Annotated in this window: 15 protein-coding genes; 11 read left to right on the top strand and 4 right to left on the bottom strand. The window is 73.0% G+C overall.

Features of this window, described 5'->3' with window-relative positions; all coding sequences use genetic code 11:
* Positions 1–3: 3 nt before the first annotated feature.
* The 8 genes from ffh to ABEA15_RS11400 all read left to right on the top strand — a co-directional run bounded on the left by ffh (position 4) and on the right by ABEA15_RS11400 (position 6,700).
* Entirely contained in the window at positions 4–1,596 is a 1,593-nt protein-coding gene (ffh, locus tag ABEA15_RS11435) for a signal recognition particle protein (protein ID WP_344142244.1), read from the top strand.
* A gap of 325 nt (positions 1,597–1,921) precedes the next feature.
* Entirely contained in the window at positions 1,922–2,401 is a 480-nt protein-coding gene (rpsP, locus tag ABEA15_RS11430) for a 30S ribosomal protein S16 (RefSeq protein ID WP_345556616.1), read from the top strand.
* Between the two features lies 1 nt (position 2,402).
* Positions 2,403–2,645 (top strand): RNA-binding protein, encoded by a 243-nt coding sequence (locus ABEA15_RS11425; RefSeq protein WP_179769298.1) that lies wholly within the window; start codon positions 2,403–2,405, stop codon positions 2,643–2,645.
* A gap of 146 nt (positions 2,646–2,791) precedes the next feature.
* Complete coding sequence (gene rimM / locus ABEA15_RS11420) at positions 2,792–3,304, top strand: ribosome maturation factor RimM (protein WP_344142241.1); 513 nt, start codon at positions 2,792–2,794, stop codon at positions 3,302–3,304.
* A gap of 138 nt (positions 3,305–3,442) precedes the next feature.
* Positions 3,443–4,225: a tRNA (guanosine(37)-N1)-methyltransferase TrmD gene (gene trmD / locus ABEA15_RS11415; RefSeq protein ID WP_345556615.1), complete on the top strand. Its 783-nt coding sequence runs from the start codon at positions 3,443–3,445 to the stop codon at positions 4,223–4,225.
* A gap of 469 nt (positions 4,226–4,694) precedes the next feature.
* The gene (gene rplS, locus ABEA15_RS11410; RefSeq protein WP_344142238.1) at positions 4,695–5,039 is read left to right on the top strand and encodes a 50S ribosomal protein L19; all 345 of its coding nucleotides are present in this window, start codon (positions 4,695–4,697) and stop codon (positions 5,037–5,039) included.
* A gap of 276 nt (positions 5,040–5,315) precedes the next feature.
* Positions 5,316–6,143 carry a signal peptidase I gene (gene lepB, locus ABEA15_RS11405; protein WP_345556614.1) on the top strand — a complete coding sequence of 276 codons (828 nt, stop codon included), beginning with the start codon at positions 5,316–5,318 and terminating at the stop codon, positions 6,141–6,143.
* A gap of 233 nt (positions 6,144–6,376) precedes the next feature.
* The gene (locus ABEA15_RS11400; RefSeq protein WP_131099733.1) at positions 6,377–6,700 is read left to right on the top strand and encodes a DUF2469 domain-containing protein; all 324 of its coding nucleotides are present in this window, start codon (positions 6,377–6,379) and stop codon (positions 6,698–6,700) included.
* 351 nt (positions 6,701–7,051) lie between these two features.
* On the opposite strand, the gene dprA is transcribed toward ABEA15_RS11400, so the two are convergent.
* The 3 genes from dprA to ABEA15_RS11385 all read right to left on the bottom strand — a co-directional run bounded on the left by dprA (position 7,052) and on the right by ABEA15_RS11385 (position 10,341).
* Entirely contained in the window at positions 7,052–8,281 is a 1,230-nt protein-coding gene (gene dprA / locus ABEA15_RS11395) for a DNA-processing protein DprA (RefSeq protein WP_425579382.1), read from the bottom strand.
* Between the two features lie 150 nt (positions 8,282–8,431).
* Positions 8,432–9,979, bottom strand: coding sequence for a YifB family Mg chelatase-like AAA ATPase (locus ABEA15_RS11390; RefSeq protein WP_345556613.1), 1,548 nt, complete (start codon positions 9,977–9,979; stop codon positions 8,432–8,434).
* Positions 9,979–10,341: a YraN family protein gene (locus ABEA15_RS11385; RefSeq protein WP_344142445.1), complete on the bottom strand. Its 363-nt coding sequence runs from the start codon at positions 10,339–10,341 to the stop codon at positions 9,979–9,981. The genes ABEA15_RS11390 and ABEA15_RS11385 overlap by 1 nt, the downstream gene beginning before the upstream one ends.
* Positions 10,342–11,690: 1,349 nt before the next feature.
* Here ABEA15_RS11385 and ABEA15_RS11380 point away from each other — a divergent pair.
* Together ABEA15_RS11380 and ABEA15_RS11375 are read left to right on the top strand one after the other, a co-directional pair.
* On the top strand, positions 11,691–12,065 hold the full coding sequence (locus ABEA15_RS11380; protein ID WP_345556612.1) for a RidA family protein: 375 nt from the start codon (positions 11,691–11,693) through the stop codon (positions 12,063–12,065).
* 116 nt (positions 12,066–12,181) lie between these two features.
* On the top strand, positions 12,182–13,153 hold the full coding sequence (locus ABEA15_RS11375) for a tyrosine recombinase XerC (protein ID WP_345556657.1): 972 nt from the start codon (positions 12,182–12,184) through the stop codon (positions 13,151–13,153).
* On the opposite strand, the gene ABEA15_RS11370 is transcribed toward ABEA15_RS11375, so the two are convergent.
* Positions 13,126–13,809, bottom strand: a complete 684-nt coding sequence (locus ABEA15_RS11370) for a murein hydrolase activator EnvC family protein (RefSeq protein ID WP_345556611.1) — start codon at positions 13,807–13,809, stop codon at positions 13,126–13,128. The genes ABEA15_RS11375 and ABEA15_RS11370 overlap by 28 nt on opposite strands.
* 314 nt (positions 13,810–14,123) lie before the next feature.
* Here ABEA15_RS11370 and rpsB point away from each other — a divergent pair, with 314 nt between their 5' ends.
* Entirely contained in the window at positions 14,124–15,119 is a 996-nt protein-coding gene (gene rpsB, locus ABEA15_RS11365; protein WP_345556610.1) for a 30S ribosomal protein S2, read from the top strand.
* The last annotated feature ends 30 nt before the right edge of the window (positions 15,120–15,149 follow it).

The raw sequence follows: 15,149 nt of genomic DNA, 5'->3' as shown, positions 1-15,149 counted from the left end.
CTCGTGTTCGAGACGCTTTCCGACCGGCTGACCTCGGTCTTCTCCTCGCTGCGCGGCAAGGGGCGGTTGTCCGAGGAGGACATCAACGCGACCGCGCGGGAGATCCGTCTCGCGCTGCTGGAGGCCGACGTCGCGCTGCCCGTGGTCCGTGCGTTCATCGCGCGGATCAAGGAGCGCGCCCAGGGGGCCGAGGTCTCCAAGGCGCTGAATCCGGCGCAGCAGGTCATCAAGATCGTCAACGACGAACTCATCGAGATCCTCGGCGGCGAGACCCGCGAGGTGCGCTTCGCCAAGAACCCTCCGACCGTCATCATGCTGGCCGGTCTGCAGGGCTCGGGCAAGACCACGCTGGCGGGCAAGCTCGGGCGCTGGCTGGCGGGGGAGCGCAACACCCCGCTGCTGGTCGCCGCCGACCTCCAGCGCCCCAACGCCGTCACCCAGCTCCAGGTGGTGGGCGAGCGTGCCGGGGTTCCGGTGTTCGCACCCGAGCCCGGCAACGGCGTGGGCGACCCCGTCGAGGTGGCGCGCGCCTCGATCGAGCAGGCCAAGCACAACAACCACAACGTCGTCATCATCGACACCGCCGGCCGCCTGGGCATCGACAGCGAGATGATGCAGCAGGCCGCCGACATCCGCGACGCGGTCAGCCCCGACGAGGTCCTGTTCGTCGTCGACGCGATGATCGGCCAGGACGCGGTGAACACCGCGCAGGCGTTCCTTGACGGCGTCGGCTACGACGCGGTGGCGCTGACCAAGCTCGACGGCGACGCCCGCGGCGGTGCCGCGCTGTCGATCCGGCACATCACCGGCCGGCCGATCATGTTCGCCTCCACCGGCGAGAAGCTCGAGGACTTCGACCTCTTCCACCCCGACCGGATGGCCTCGCGCATCCTCGACATGGGCGACATGCTCACCCTGATCGAGCAGGCGCAGCGCACGTTCGAAGAGGACGAGGTCGCCAAGATGGCCAGCACGCTGGCCTCCGACGACGACTTCACCCTCGACGACTTCCTGCAGCAGATGGGCATGCTGCGCAAGATGGGGCCCATCAGCAACCTGCTCGGCATGATGCCGGGCATGGCGCAGATGCGCGACCAGATCAGCGGCGTCGACGAGAAGGACCTCGACCGCGTCACCGCGATCATCCGGTCGATGACCCCGGCCGAGCGCGGCAATCCCAAGATGATCAACGGCTCGCGCCGGCTGCGCATCGCCAACGGCTCGGGCACCCAGGTCAGCGACGTCAACGGACTGGTCACCCGCTTCTTCGAGGCGCAGAAGATGATGCGCCAGATGAAGAACAGCGGGGGTATGCCGGGGATGCCCGGTATGCCCGGCGGAGGCGGTAACCGCAAGAAGGCCAAGGCCCAGGCGAAGAAGACCAAGAAGGGCAAGCAGCGCAGCGGCAACCCGCTCAAGGCCAAGGAGCAGGAGGCCGAGCGCCAGGCCGAGCGCGAGCGCCGCCGCGAAGAGGGCGGCGACCAGCAGCCGCCGCCCCAGCTTCCTCCCGGCCTGGGTGGCGGCGGTCAACTGCCCCCGGGGCTCGGCGGTGGTTCCATGCCCGACCTCTCGAACTTCAAGCTGCCCAAGAAGTAGCGGCCACGCCGCCCGAGGAGCGGCGCAAAACCGCCCCGCGACCTGCGCCGAGCCGGGCGCGGGGCGGATTCGCGGCGGCTGCGGACGGCGGCGCGGCCGACTGCGCCGGGCGATGAGACGCCTCTCATGCGAGCGGACGCGCCGAACGCCTCCGTGAAGCGCAACGCGCACCCCGGGGTCTGGCACAATGGGTTAACGACTAACGGTGCTGCGGGTCGGCCCTCTAACTAGCCCGGGCACCTAACGTCCCCGCCTGAACACTCCGCCGCATCCCCACGCGGCGCGATGACGGGCACTCGCATCGCAACTGGGAGATACCACACCCGTGGCTGTCAAGATCAAACTCAAGCGTATGGGGAAGATCCGTGCGCCGCAGTACCGAATCGTCGTCGCCGACGCCCGCACCAAGCGCGATGGCCGAGCCATCGAGGAGATCGGGAAGTACCACCCGAAGGAGGAGCCGAGCTTCATCGAGGTGAACTCGGAGCGGGCGCAGCACTGGCTTTCCGTGGGGGCGCAGCCCACCGGCCCGGTCATGACCATCCTGAAGCTGACGGGTGACTGGCAGCGGTTCAAGGGGCTGCCGGAGCCGGCGCCGATCAAGGTCGCCGAGCCCAAGGACAAGGAAGCCGAGGAAGCGGCCTTCCAGGCCGTGCTCAAGGAGCTCGTGCTTCCGGACAACGAGTCCACCAAGGGCGGCGGGAAGTCCAAGAAGTCCTCCGGCTCGGAGAAGAAGTCCGAGAAGGCCGAGAAGACCGAGGCCACCGGCGAAAACACGACCACGGAGCCTGAGGGCGAGGCCTGACGTGCTGGAAGAGGCGCTTGAGCACCTGGTTCGGGGCATCGTCGTGAACTCCGACGATGTCCAGGTGAGAGCCCGCAGGCTCCGCAAGGGCAAGGTGCTCGAAGTCCGGGTCCATCCCGACGACCTCGGGAAGGTCATCGGCCGCAACGGGCGCACCGCCAAGGCGCTGCGCACCGTCGTCGGCTCGCTCGCGGGCGGTCGCTACGTCCGCGTCGACCTGCTGGACCTGAACGAAGTGCGCTGAGCGCCGGTCCCGGCCCGCGACCGCACGCCCGCACGCGCGGGCGGCCCGGTCGCGGCCGGGGCCTCCGCGCCGCTCCGGCGGAGCGGCGCGGCGTCGCCGTGTGCGCGGCCTCTTCCCGCGCGCCCGCCCATGAACGCAGGAGGACGATGCGTCTCGTAGTCGGCCGGATCGGCCGCGCCCACGGGATCCGTGGCGATGTGGCCGTGGACGTGCGCACCGACGACCCCGAGTCGCGCTTCGCGCCCGGGTCCCTCCTGCAGACCGACCCCGCCGATGCCGGTCCGCTCACCGTCGCGTCGGCGCGCAGGCACTCCGGTCGGCTGCTGGTCCGCTTCACGGGGATCGGCGACCGCACCGCCGCCGAAGGGCTGCGCGGGACCACCCTGCTGGTGGCGTCCGAGGACGTGCCGCCGGTGCAGGACCCCGACGAGTTCAACGACCACGAGCTCATCGGGCTGCGCGCCGAGACCTCCGACGGCGCCGAGGTGGGCACCGTCGCCGACGTGCTGCACAACGCCCAGGACGTGCTGGTGATCACGCGCGCGGACGGCCCCGAGGTGCTGGTGCCCTTCGTGCGCGACCTCGTGCCCGAGGTGGACACCGGCTCCGGCCGCCTGGTGATCGACCCGCCGCCCGGCCTACTGGAACTGGGCGGCTGACCGCCGCGCACGGGAGGGCGCCGGTGCGCCCCGCAGTCCCCGCGTCCGGCAGCCCGCAGCCCCCCGCCCGTATCCGGACCACTACCGCACCGCCGGCGGCCGCTCGCCGGAACCGCCGCCGGGAGCCCTCGCACACCTATGCGCATCGACATCATCACGATCTTCCCCGACTACTTCGCGCCGCTGGAGCTGTCGCTCATCGGCAAGGCGCGTGCGGCGGGCATCCTCGACATCCGACTGCACGACCTGCGGTCCTGGACCCGTGACCGGCACAACACGGTCGACGACACCCCCTACGGCGGCGGCCCGGGCATGGTCATGAAGCCCCAGCCCTGGGGCGAGGCCCTGGACGCGGTGGCCGGCGGCGCCGGCGCCCCGCCCAGGCTGGTGCTGCCCACCCCCAGCGGCACCCCCTTCACGCAGGAGCGCGCCAAGCGGCTGTCGGATGAACCGTGGCTCGTGTTCGCCTGCGGTCGCTACGAGGGCATCGACGCCCGGGTGGTCGCCGACGCCGAGCGGCGCATGCCGGTGGAGGAGCTGAGCATCGGCGACTACGTGCTGGCCGGCGGCGAGTCGGCCACGCTGGTCATCGTCGAGACCGTGTCGCGGCTGCTGCCCGGCGTGCTGGGCAACGCGGAGTCGGCGGTGCAGGACTCCTTCGCCGCCGGAGCCATGGAGCACCTGCTGGAAGGCCCCGTCTACACCAAGCCGGCGCACTGGCGCGACCAGGAGGTGCCGCCGGTGCTGCTGTCGGGAGACCACGGCGCGGTGGACCGCTGGCGGCGCCATGAGGCGCTGCGCAAGACGGCGCGCAACCGCCCCGAGCTGCTGCGGGAGCTGGCCGCCCGGCGTCTGCACGAGCTGGAGCGCAGCGACCGCGAGCTGCTGCTGGAGCTGCTGGAGCGGCTGTCTCCGCAGTAGCCGGCGATGGGCCGGCGGGCCGGCGGCATGGCCGAGGGGCCGGGCGGCCGGCGGGCGGTGCCGCTTGCCTGCGTGTGCCTAGCGGGTGCGCCGGGCGGGCGCGGCCGCTGAGCGCGCTCGCCGTGTGTCCGCCGTGTCCGCCGTGTCCGCCGGGGAGGCTCCTCGGGGGCCGCACGGGCTGCGGAAGCGTGCGCAGGGCCGGTACAGGCCCGGTCCCGGCCCGTCCATCCCGGCCCGACCGGGGACGGGCCGGGGCACCGGCCTTAGGGATCGGTTACAAACCGGGTCTCAACGTGTGGCAGACTGGGGGAGTTGCCCCTGCCGTCGCGCGTTGTTCGCATGCCGCCGTCTCACCGCTCGCGCCCGCGCAGACCCGGCAGAGGCTCACCGTAAGACCCCAGCAGCAGATCCGCCCGCGCGAACCGCACTGTCCGTCGCCGCGGCGCGCAATCGATGAGGAAACGCTGAGATGCACACCGCTATTCAGGAAATTGAGAAGGCCCAACTGCGCTCGGACATTCCCGATTTCCGCCCGGGCGACACGCTGAACGTGCACGTGCGCGTCACCGAGGGGAACCGCTCCCGTGTCCAGGTCTTCAAGGGTGTCGTGATCCGGCGCCAGGGAGCCGCCAACCGCGAGACGTTCACTGTCCGCAAGATCAGCTACGGCGTGGGCGTGGAGCGCACCTTCCCGGTGCACAGCCCGGTGATCGAGAAGTTCGAGATCGTCTCTCGCGGGCGCGTCCGCCGGGCCAAGCTGTACTACCTGCGCAACCTGCGCGGCAAGGCCGCCCGCATCCCCGAGCGCCGCTAGGCCGCCGGTCGCGGATCGATTACGCGGCGTATCGCATCTCGGCTGTGGCTTAACCGACACGCAGCGCCGCGCTCGGATAGGCTTCGGTTCCGATGACCAAAGAAGACACGGCCTCCGGTGGGGTGATCGACGCTGTCGGTCCCACCTGGGGGACCCGGTCCGACTGCCCTGGCTCCCCCGCGCGCCCGCGCGGGGGAGCCAGAGTCGTGTCGGGGCGGTGCCCATGAGACGGCCGGTGCAGCCGGTGAGGCCGACGCGGCCGAGAGCGGGGGTTCGATGAACGCCAAGAGGGAGAGCACGGACGAGAAGGCGCAGAAGTCGGGGTCCTTCTGGAAGGAACTCCCGATCCTGATCGCCATCGCGCTCGTCTTGGCCTTCGTCATCCGGACCTGGATCGCCCAGCCCTTCTACATCCCCTCGGGGTCGATGGAGAACACGCTGCTCATCGGCGACCGGGTGATCGTGAACAAGCTGGTGTACCAGGTACGCGAGATCAAGCGCGGCGAGGTCGTCGTATTCAACGGCGAGGGGTCCTGGGACGAGGGGCCGTCCATGGTCCAGCCCGACGAGTCGGCCAACCCCGTGGCCCGCGTGTTCAACTGGGTCGGCCAGCAGTTCGGGCTCGCACCCAACGGCCGCGACTACATCAAGCGCGTCATCGGGGTGCCCGGCGACACCGTGCAGTGCTGCGACGAGCAGAACCGCGTCCTGGTCAACGGCGAACCCCTGCAGGAGAAGCCCTACCTCTTCCCCGGCAGCATCCCCGAGCACCGGGCGTTCGGTCCGGTGAAGGTGCCCGAGGACCACGTGTGGGTGATGGGCGACCACCGCGGGGTCTCCCGCGACTCGCGCGAGCACCAGAACGAGCCCGGCGGCGGTGCTGTACCCACAGACCACGTGGTGGGCCGTGCGTCGGTGATCGTCTGGCCCGTCGACCGCTGGTCCACGCTGCCCCGGCCGGACACGTTCGAGGCGCTGGACGAGACCCTCGCCGAGAACGCCGGGTCCGGCGAGGGGGCCGGTCAGGGCGCCGATCAGAGCGCGGGTCAGGGCGCCGGTGAGGGCGCCGAACAAGGGGCCGGACAAGGGATCGGCGCGGGATGACCGACCGCGTGCACGCCGCCGCGGGCGGCCGCCGGAACCGGGCCGAAGCACCGGACAGCACCACCGTGCAGGGGGCCGCCGGATGTCGCCCGTTCCGCTTCCGAACGGTTGACACGTGTCGCATCATGGTTTTGTAGTCGATCGATCAACGCGGGAACGGGTTCCCGCGAGACCCCACAGGCGAAGGGGGCCGGGCCGCTCAACCGGGACTGCACGACGAAAGCGAGCGCGAAATGAGTTCTGAGGACCTGGAGAAGTACGAGGCCGAGATGGAGCTGCAGCTCTATCGCGAATACCGCGACGTCGTCGGCCTCTTCAGCTACGTGGTCGAGACCGAGCGCCGGTTCTACCTCACCAACCACGTGGACCTGCAGCCGCGCAGCACTGAGAACGGCGAGATGTACTTCGAGGTCACAATGGAGGACGCCTGGGTCTGGGATATGTACCGCCCGGCCAGGTTCGTCCGAAACGTGCGCGTGGTGACGTTCAAGGACGTCAACGTCGAGGAGATCACCAAGTCCGATCTAGAGGTCCCAGCAACGGGCAAGCCACAGTAACCGCGCCCCGTCCCGCCGCCCTAGCCGGTCGGGACCACAGTCATCCGCCGCCGGGCGGCGCCGAGCGCGCCCCCGGCGGCATTCGTATGCCCGGAAGGCGCGGCGCTCAGGCCGGCAGAGGGCCTGCGGGGCGGCCCGGCCCCGGCACCGCGCCCGGTGCGCAGCGGTCGCCTCGGCGCGGCTCCCGGCTCCCGGCCCCCGGCGCCCCTTCCCGCGAGAGGCATCGGGCGGCGGCGCGGACGATGCGCGGCCGTGGTCGGCCCCCGAGGCCGGTGGCCGGAAGCAAAGCCGGAGCGCGGAGGCCGAAGCCCGGTGGCCGAAGCCCGGTGGCCGAAGCCCGAAGCAGCGCCACTATCCGCGTCCGGGACCGCGTCCGGTCGTGGTGCGCCAGCCTGACGGGCCGCGTTCGACGAACCCTGCCGCGGCCAGCAGACCCAGACTGCTCAGGGCGGCGTCGAGGCCGAGGTCCGCCGCCTCGGCGACGGAGGCCGTCCCTGCGCAGGCGCGATCGGGAACCGCGTCGAGGACCCGGCGGGCGGTGGCGTCGAGGGAGTCGCGGTCGAGCGCGGTACCGCCCTCCTCGGAGCGCAGGTCGGCGCCGATCCTGCCCACCTGCTCCACCACGTCGTCGGTGCCGGTGACGCAGACGGCGGCGCCGTCGCGGAGCAGCCGGTGGCAACCCGCCGACAGGGCCGAGGTGACCGGACCCGGCACGGCCATGACGGTCCGATGCAGGTCCTGCCCGTGGCGCGCGGTGTTGAGAGCGCCGCTGCGCAGGCCCGCCTCGACGACCACCGTGCCGGGGGTGAGCGCGGCGATGATCCTGTTGCGCACGAGGAACCCGTGCTTGCTGGGCGGGGTCCCGGGCGGGTGCTCGCTGACGAGCGCGCCGCGCGCGGCGATGTCGGCGAACAGCGCCTCGTTGCCGCGCGGATAGGAGAGGTCGAGGCCGCAGGCGAGAACGGCAACCGCGGACGCGGCGGCGGCGAGAGTGCCGCGATGGGCCGCGGAGTCGATGCCGTAGGCGCCCCCGGACACGACCGCCCACGAGCGTTGGCCCAGGCCCCACGCGAGCTCGCCCGCCACGTGGGTGCCGTAGGCCGACGCTGCGCGCGCTCCGACCACTGCGACCGAGCGCAGGCACGCGTGCCGCAGGTCGTGGGCGCCGCGGACCCACAGCGCGTAGGGGCGGCGCCGCCCGAGCTGGTCGAGCTGGGTGGGCCAGCCGGGATCGCCCGGAACGATCAGTCGGCTGCCGAGTTCGGCCGTGGTGGCCAGCAGGGCGTCGGGGTCGATCCGCGCCGCACGGTCGCGCCAGCGCGCCGCCCGCCGGGCGACGGTGTCGGGGCGGGCACCGGGCGGCGGCTGAGGTGTCTCTCCATCGCGCAGCGCCTGCCAGACCGCGGCGGCGCCGTGTTCGTCGAGCAGTGCGCCCATGGCGGTGTCGCCGGGATCGGCCACGGCGGTCAGGCACGCCCGTGCGGTGGCGTCGTCTCCGACGGGGCCCGGGCGCGGACCGGACTCCGAAGGCGGTTCGTACTCCCCGGGTTCGGGTGCGGACGAGGGATCGGAACAGGTCATGGGCGTGGCGGCGCCGTCGCGGTCGGTCGAACGCCGCCTTCCTCCCTTCGGGCGGATGGATGCGCGGGCGCACGGTGTTCGGGCGCAGGCGGGCGCGGATGGGCCGCGAAGCGGATGGGCCGTGATGGGAGGCCGGCTGCGCCGATCGACTCACTGGACGCGGCCGGTCCACAGGGCGTAGGCGTAGGCGGTGTCCTCCGCCGTGGGTTCGGGGCGGTCGGCGAGGTCGGCGACGGTCCACGCGACGCGCAGCGCGCGGTCGAGCCCGCGGGCGCTGATCTCGCCGCGCTCAAGGGCGGCCGCGAGGATGCGCAGGGCATCGGGAGGGACGGGGAAGTGCCGTCGGAGTTCGGCGCCCGGAACCTCCGCGTTGGTGCTCCACGGCGTGCCCGACAGGCGTGCGGCGGAGCGTTCGCGGGCACGGGCGACCCGTTGCGCGACGGTGGCCGAGGACTCGGCGTAGGCGCGGTCGGCGAGCAGTTCGGCGTGGGCGACGGGTTGGAGCTCGACCTTGAGGTCGAGCCGGTCGAGCAGCGGCCCGGACAGCCGGGCCAGGTAGCGGCGGCGCTGGACGGACGTGCAGGTGCAGGCGGTTCCGGACTTGCCGCAGGGGCACGGGTTGGCGGCGAGCACCAGCAGGAACCGCGCGGGGAATCGCACAGTGGCGGCCGAGCGCGCGACGACGACCTCGCCGCTCTCCAACGGTTGGCGGAGCGAGTCGAGGACGCCGCGAGCGAACTCGGGCGCTTCGTCGAGGAACAGTGCGCCGCGGTGGGCCAGCGAGACGCACCCGGGGCGCAACCGGGTGCTGCCTCCGCCGACGATCGCGGCTCGGGTGGCGGTGTGGTGGGGTGCGCAGAACGGCGGATCGACGATCAGCGGCGACCGGTCCGGCAGGGTTCCCGCCACGGAGTGGACCGCGGTGACCTCGATGGACTCTTCCGAGGCGAGTCGGGGCAGGACGGTGGGCAGGCGTTCGGCGAGCAGGCTCTTGCCGGTGCCGGGCGGACCGACCATCATCAGGTGGTGGCCGCCGGCCGCGGCGATCTCCAGCGCGCGGCGGGCGACCGGCTGGCCGAGGACGTCGGAGAGGTCGGGCTTGCGAGCGCCTGCGGAGGAGTCGGTTTCCTCGGTCCGCTCCTCCGGCTCGGAGCCGTCGTCGCCGGGAAGCTCCTCGGCGACGGGCTCGCCGCGCAGCCGCGCGAGCAGCTCGCCCAGCGAGGCGACCGCCATCACCGACACGCCGGGCACCAGCGCGGCCTCAGCGGCGTTGCCGCGCGCCACGACGAAGGTGGTGTGACCGCAGCGGACACCGGCCAGGACCGCGGGAAGCACGCCGCTGACCGGACGCGTGCGGCCGTCGAGCGCGAGCTCGGCCAGCACGACGGCGGTGCGCAGCGACATCGGCGGCACGGCGCCCTCGGCCGCCAGGACGGCGGCGGCGATCGCGAGGTCGAAGCCGCTGCCGCGCTTGGGCAGGCTGGCCGGCGACAGGCTGACGGTGATGTGCCCTTCCGGCCAGTGCTCGCCGGAGTTGACCACGGCCGCCCGGATCCGGTCGCGCGCTTCGCGCAGTGCGGTGTCGGGCAGGCCGACGAGGGTGAGTCCCGCGGGGCCGTCGCCGAGGTGGGCCTCGATCTCGATGATGTGGCCGTCCACGCCGATCAGGGCCATGGAGCGCGTGCGGGCGAGCGCCATCACGCCACCCCCTGGTGGTGGCGGACGTAGACCCGGTCGCCGGGCAGGACGAGGACGCAGACGACGTCGATTCGCAGGGGCCTGCTCGCCGCCCGGTGGGCGGCGGCCCACCGCCGCGCCAGCCTGCGCAGCCGCAGCCTCTTGGGTTCGGTGACCGCCTCCAGCGGCGACCCGAATCGCAGACCGGTGCGGGTCTTGACCTCGGCGACGACGATGGTGGCGCCCTGGCCGGCCACGATGTCGATCTCGCCCTCGGCGCAGCGCCAGTTGCGCGCGAGAATGCGCAGCCCGCCGCGTGCCAGGTAGGCCGCCGCCACGTCTTCGCCTCGGGTGCCGAGCGCGGATCTGTACCCGCCCGGGATGGTGGACGGCGCGGAGGGAGCGTGGACACGGTCGCGTCGAGGGGCGGGGCGCACGGAGCGGCGGAAGGAGCTCATGCTCACAGCCTGAGCAGTCTGCCGCCGCCGATCCACGCCGATTTCCGACCTGTGGACAACCGAGACCCGGGAGGGGTGGGGACGGGGATCGGGGGAGAGGGGCGCTTGATCGGGGGTGAAGGTTGGGGTTGCAGGCTGGGGTTGGGATTGAGGGCTGCCAGTCGGTCGGTTGGGGTGGTCGGGGGCTGGTAGTTGGCGGATCGGGTGTCCGTTCGTTGTGGCCAGAGCAAGGGCGGCGAGGGCGGTGGGGGTTGGGCTGGACGGTCACCGGTCCTGATGGCCGTCGGCTGGGCAACGGACGGGGCGGCGAGGGCGGTGGATGGCGGAGCCCGGCGGTCGTCGGTCGGGAGATCTTTGGTTAGGCGTGCGACGTGGGGGGCGATGGCAGCACGGGGTCCGGCATTCGGTCGCCGGAAAGGGTGCCTGTCGGTTGCGCGCCCGGCGGGGCGGTGAGGACGGCGGTCGGTTAAGCCCGGCGCCCATCGGTCCTGATGGCCGTCGGCTGGGCAACGAACGGGGCGGCGAGCGCGGCGGATGGCGGAGCCCAACGCCGATCGGTCCTGGCCCTGCTGGCTGAGCGCCCGTCGCCGTCCTCGTCGGGGGCTCATCCGGTGGGCATGCTTTCCGGTGATTGCGCGCCGTGCCGGTGCTGTCGTCGCTGCCGACGTCGCATGCCTAGCGGATGATCTCCGGGACCGATGGGCGCCGGGCTCAATCGTCCGCCGCCCTCGCTGCTTCGTCGGACGCGCATCCCCGGGTGCCCGATCCGGTGTTCGCATGCCGGTGCCCGTGCTGCCGTCGCCGCTCACGTCGCGTGCCCAGCGGATGATCTGCCGGACCGATGGGCGCTGGGCTCAGCCGTCCGCGGTCGTCGCTGCTTCGTCGGGTGCGCTACCGGCAGGCACGCTTTCCGGTGATCGCGTGCCGGTGCCTGTGCTGCCATCGCTGCCCTCGTCGGGTGCCCAGCCAGAAGGCACCAGGACCGGTGGGCGCTGGGCTTGGCCGTTCACCGCCCTCGCTGCCCCGTCGGGTGCGCAACGCCCGGGTGTCCGATCCGGTGATCGCGGGCTTGCCGGGCACCACTCTCGCCTCTCGGCCTCCTCGGGGAATCCGGCCTTCCCGGGGGACGTGGCGCCCCCGGGGAATCCGGCCTCCCCGGGGAACGTGGCGTGCTCGGGTAATCCGGCCTCCCCGGGTAAAAGGGTTGCGGTGAGGGGGCCGGGTGTTCCAGGTTGGCGCTGACAGCGTCCGCAGTGGTGGAGAGGGGGAACACGATGGCGCAGAGGTACAGCGACGCCCTTGTGGCCGACGGGCCGCTGGTGTTCGTCGCGGGGCAGGCGCCGATGGACGCCGACGGGATGGTCGCCGTCGGCGACGCGCTCGCGCAGACCCGGCAGGCGCTGCGCAACGTCGACTCCGCTCTGGCCGAGCATGGGGCGGACATGCGGCACCTGGTCAAGCTCACCTACTACCTGCGCCATATGGCCGACCTCGACGACGTGCGGAGGGCGGTCGACACGTACCTGGTCCACGAGCCCCGCCCCGCGAGCACCCTCGTCGAGGTCAGCGGGCTGGTGGACTCCCGGTTCCTGATCGAGGTCGACGCCGTCGCCGTGCTGCCGCGCGGGCGGGGGGCTGAGGCGCGGTGAGCGCCGATTCCGCCGGCCCCACCCGGCCCACCGGCTCCACCGGCTCCAGCCAGTCCACCGGGCACACCGGGCCCACCGGGTCCAGGGGAGCCGCCGAGTCGGCCGAGCGGCGGGAGCTGATCGAGGACCTGCGCGGCCATCTCGCGGTCGACAGGTCGCCGCACACCGTGCGCGCCTACCTCGGCGACGCCCGCGCGCTGCTGGGCTACCTCGACGACACCGGGCGCGGGCTCGACGGCCTCGACCTCGCCGCGCTGCGCGGCTGGCTGGCCCGGATGCGCGACGGGGGCGCGGAACGCTCGACCATGGCGCGGCGGGTCGCCGCCGCTCGTGTGTTCACCGCGTTCCTGCACCGCAGCGGCAGGATCGCCCACGACCCCGGCCCGCAGCTTGCCGCGCCGCGACCGCATCGGTCACTGCCCGACGTCCTCAGCGAGCGCGAGACCGCCGCCGCTCTCGCCCCCGGCCCCGGCCCGACTCCGGAGCCCGCCCCCCAGCGCGACCCGAAAGCCGCCCCGGCCTCCCACTCCGGCACCCGCCCTGACCCCGGCTCCACCCCCGACACCCGTCCCGCCTCCGCCTCCGATCCCGTCGCGCTGCGGCGCCGCACGGTGGTCGAGGTCCTCTACGCCACGGGCATCCGCGTGGCCGAGCTGTGCGCTCTCGACGTCGACGACGTCGACCGGGAGCGCCACACGCTGCGGGTGCTGGGTAAGGGCGGCAAGGAGCGTGTGGTGCCGGTGGGGGTGCCCGCTCTGGAGGCGGTGGGCGCCTGGCTGCTGGAGGGCCGCCCGCCGCTGACCGTGCCGGCGAGCGGCCCGGCCCTGTTCCTCGGGGCGCGCGGCGGGCGGCTGGGCACCAGGTCGGCCCGCCGTGACGTGCACGCCTACCTGCAGGCACACGGCACCGACTCCGCCCCGCACGGGCTGCGCCACAGCGCCGCCACCCACCTGCTCAACGGCGGAGCCGACCTGCGCAGCGTGCAGGAGATCCTCGGCCATGCCTCGCTGTCGAGCACCCAGATCTACACACACGTCTCGATCGAGCGCCTGATGAACACCTATAACCAGGCGCATCCCAGGGCGTGAGCGCGGTGCGCGCGTCCCCTCCGCCCCCGCCCCCAGCCCTCCGGCTCCGCGTGGCGCCGGTCCCGCCCCGTGCTCCCCTCTCGCCACGACCCAACGCCGCACCGGCCCCGCCCCGGCCTCCCGTTGCGCCGGGGAGCGGGACCGGGCAGCAGGCGCATCCGCCCGGCTCCCAGCGGCGCGAGGGGGTCGAGGTAGGCGTCGCCGCTGCGCAGCCCCCAGTGCAGGCAGTGCCGTGTGCCGCAGTGCCGCCCGGCCCCGGCGACGGACGCGACCACCTGCCCCGCCGCCACCCGCGTGCCCGGCTCGACCCGCGGCACCACCGGCAGGTAGGTGGTGCGCAGACCGCCGTGGTCGACGCTGACCACGCCGGTGCCCGCCACGCGGCCCGCGAACGCGACGCGGCCGCCGCCGGTCGCGCGGACCTCGGCGCCGGGATCGGCCGCGAGGTCGACGCCCCGGTGGCCGGGCAGCCATGGCCGGGCCGGGGGGTCGAAGTCCCGCAGCACGCGCACCGGCCCCCCAAGCGGACGCTGCCAGGGGCTCTCCAGCGCCTGAGCGGGAGCCGCAGCCCCCAGGGGCACCAGGACGAGCGCCGCCAGTCCGACGGCCAGGGCGCGGGCCGGACGGCGGGCCAGGAAAAGACGCGACGACGGCATCTACCCAGCCTGGCGCGCCCGCCCCCGCCCCGCCAGGCCGCTCTTGAGCCTGTGGAAGAAGCGCCGCCTCGGCGGGATCCGGACGCTCGGCGGTCCTTGACACCGGCGAGGGCCGCCGATAGGCCCCGACGCACCCCGAGGGCGGCTAGAATTCCATGAGGCTCGATACGAGCCGACCAATACGCACGCCTCCGTGCCTTCCCGGCAAGGGGCCGCTCTCACGGTCCGCACCCCTAGCGGCGGTGCGGCGGAGCGGTCGGGGCGTCAGGAACAACCGGGGCGGGAAAGACCCGCCGTACGAGGAGGACCGAGTCATGGCCACAGTCGTGACCATCCGGCAGCTGCTGGAAAGCGGTGTGCACTTCGGGCACCAGACGCGGCGCTGGAACCCGAAGATGAAGCGCTTCATCTTCACCGAGCGCAACGGCATCTACATCATCGACCTGCAGAAGTCGCTGGCCTACATCGACCGCGCCTACGAGTTCGTCAAGGAGACGGTGGCCCACGGCGGCACCATCCTCTTCGTCGGCACCAAGAAGCAGGCGCAGGAGGCCATCGACGAGCAGGCCCGCCGTGTCGGGATGCCTTTCGTCAACCAGCGCTGGCTGGGCGGCATGCTCACGAACTTCTCCACCGTCCACAAGCGGCTCCAGCGCCTGAAGGAGCTGGAGGAGATCGACTTCGACGACGTGGCCGCCTCCGGGCTCACCAAGAAGGAGCTGCTCGGGCTGCGCCGTGAGAAGGAGAAGCTGGAGCGCACCCTCGGCGGTATCCGCGACATGGCCCGCGTGCCCAGCGCGGTGTGGATCGTGGACACCAAGAAGGAGCACATCGCGATCAGCGAGGCCCGGAAGCTGAACATCCCGGTCGTCGCGATCCTGGACACCAACTGCGACCCCGACGAGGTCGACTACCCGATCCCGGGCAACGACGACGCCATCCGCAGCGTCAGCCTGCTCACCCGCGTCGTCGCCGACGCCGTCGCCGACGGCCTGCTCGTCCGGTCGGGCGCTTCCGCCTCGGCCGGTGCCGAGAAGTCCGGCGAGGAGCCGCTGGCCGAGTGGGAACGCGAGCTGCTGGAGAAGGGCGAGGCCACGGCCGAGACCCCGGTCGCCGAGACCCCGGCTGCCGAGGCCGCCCCGGAGCAGGCCGCTGAGGCCCCGGCCGCCGAGGCCGCTCCGGAGCAGCCCGCCGAGGTGCCCGCGGCGGAGACCCCGGCTGCCGAGGCCGCCCCGGAGCAGCCCGCCGAGGCCCCCGTCGCCGAGGCGACCGCCGCCGAGGCCGAGGCCGAGGGCTCGAAGGAAGCCTGAGCCCTTCAGGCGATTGCGGCTCCCCGCCGC

The sequence above is a fragment of the Streptomonospora halophila genome (assembly GCF_039542725.1).
Lineage (GTDB): Bacteria > Actinomycetota > Actinomycetes > Streptosporangiales > Streptosporangiaceae > Streptomonospora > Streptomonospora halophila.
The sequence above is the reverse complement of the archived record's forward strand: the minus strand, read 5'-3'. Positions and strand labels throughout refer to the sequence as shown.

What these genes read in the sequence shown, in the direction of transcription:
- trmD (WP_345556615.1), top strand. Translation starts at nt 3,443, where the DNA reads ATGCGCATCGACATCATCACGATCTTCCCCGACTACTTCGCGCCGCTG.
- rplS (WP_344142238.1), top strand. Translation starts at nt 4,695, where the DNA reads ATGCACACCGCTATTCAGGAAATTGAGAAGGCCCAACTGCGCTCGGAC.
- rimM (WP_344142241.1), top strand. Translation starts at nt 2,792, where the DNA reads ATGCGTCTCGTAGTCGGCCGGATCGGCCGCGCCCACGGGATCCGTGGC.
- lepB (WP_345556614.1), top strand. Translation starts at nt 5,316, where the DNA reads ATGAACGCCAAGAGGGAGAGCACGGACGAGAAGGCGCAGAAGTCGGGG.
- ABEA15_RS11400 (WP_131099733.1), top strand. Translation starts at nt 6,377, where the DNA reads ATGAGTTCTGAGGACCTGGAGAAGTACGAGGCCGAGATGGAGCTGCAG.
- ABEA15_RS11380 (WP_345556612.1), top strand. Translation starts at nt 11,691, where the DNA reads ATGGCGCAGAGGTACAGCGACGCCCTTGTGGCCGACGGGCCGCTGGTG.
- rpsB (WP_345556610.1), top strand. Translation starts at nt 14,124, where the DNA reads ATGGCCACAGTCGTGACCATCCGGCAGCTGCTGGAAAGCGGTGTGCAC.
- ABEA15_RS11390 (WP_345556613.1), bottom strand. Translation starts at nt 9,979, where the DNA reads ATGGCGCTCGCCCGCACGCGCTCCATGGCCCTGATCGGCGTGGACGGC.
- ABEA15_RS11370 (WP_345556611.1), bottom strand. Translation starts at nt 13,809, where the DNA reads ATGCCGTCGTCGCGTCTTTTCCTGGCCCGCCGTCCGGCCCGCGCCCTG.
- dprA (WP_425579382.1), bottom strand. Translation starts at nt 8,281, where the DNA reads ATGACCTGTTCCGATCCCTCGTCCGCACCCGAACCCGGGGAGTACGAA.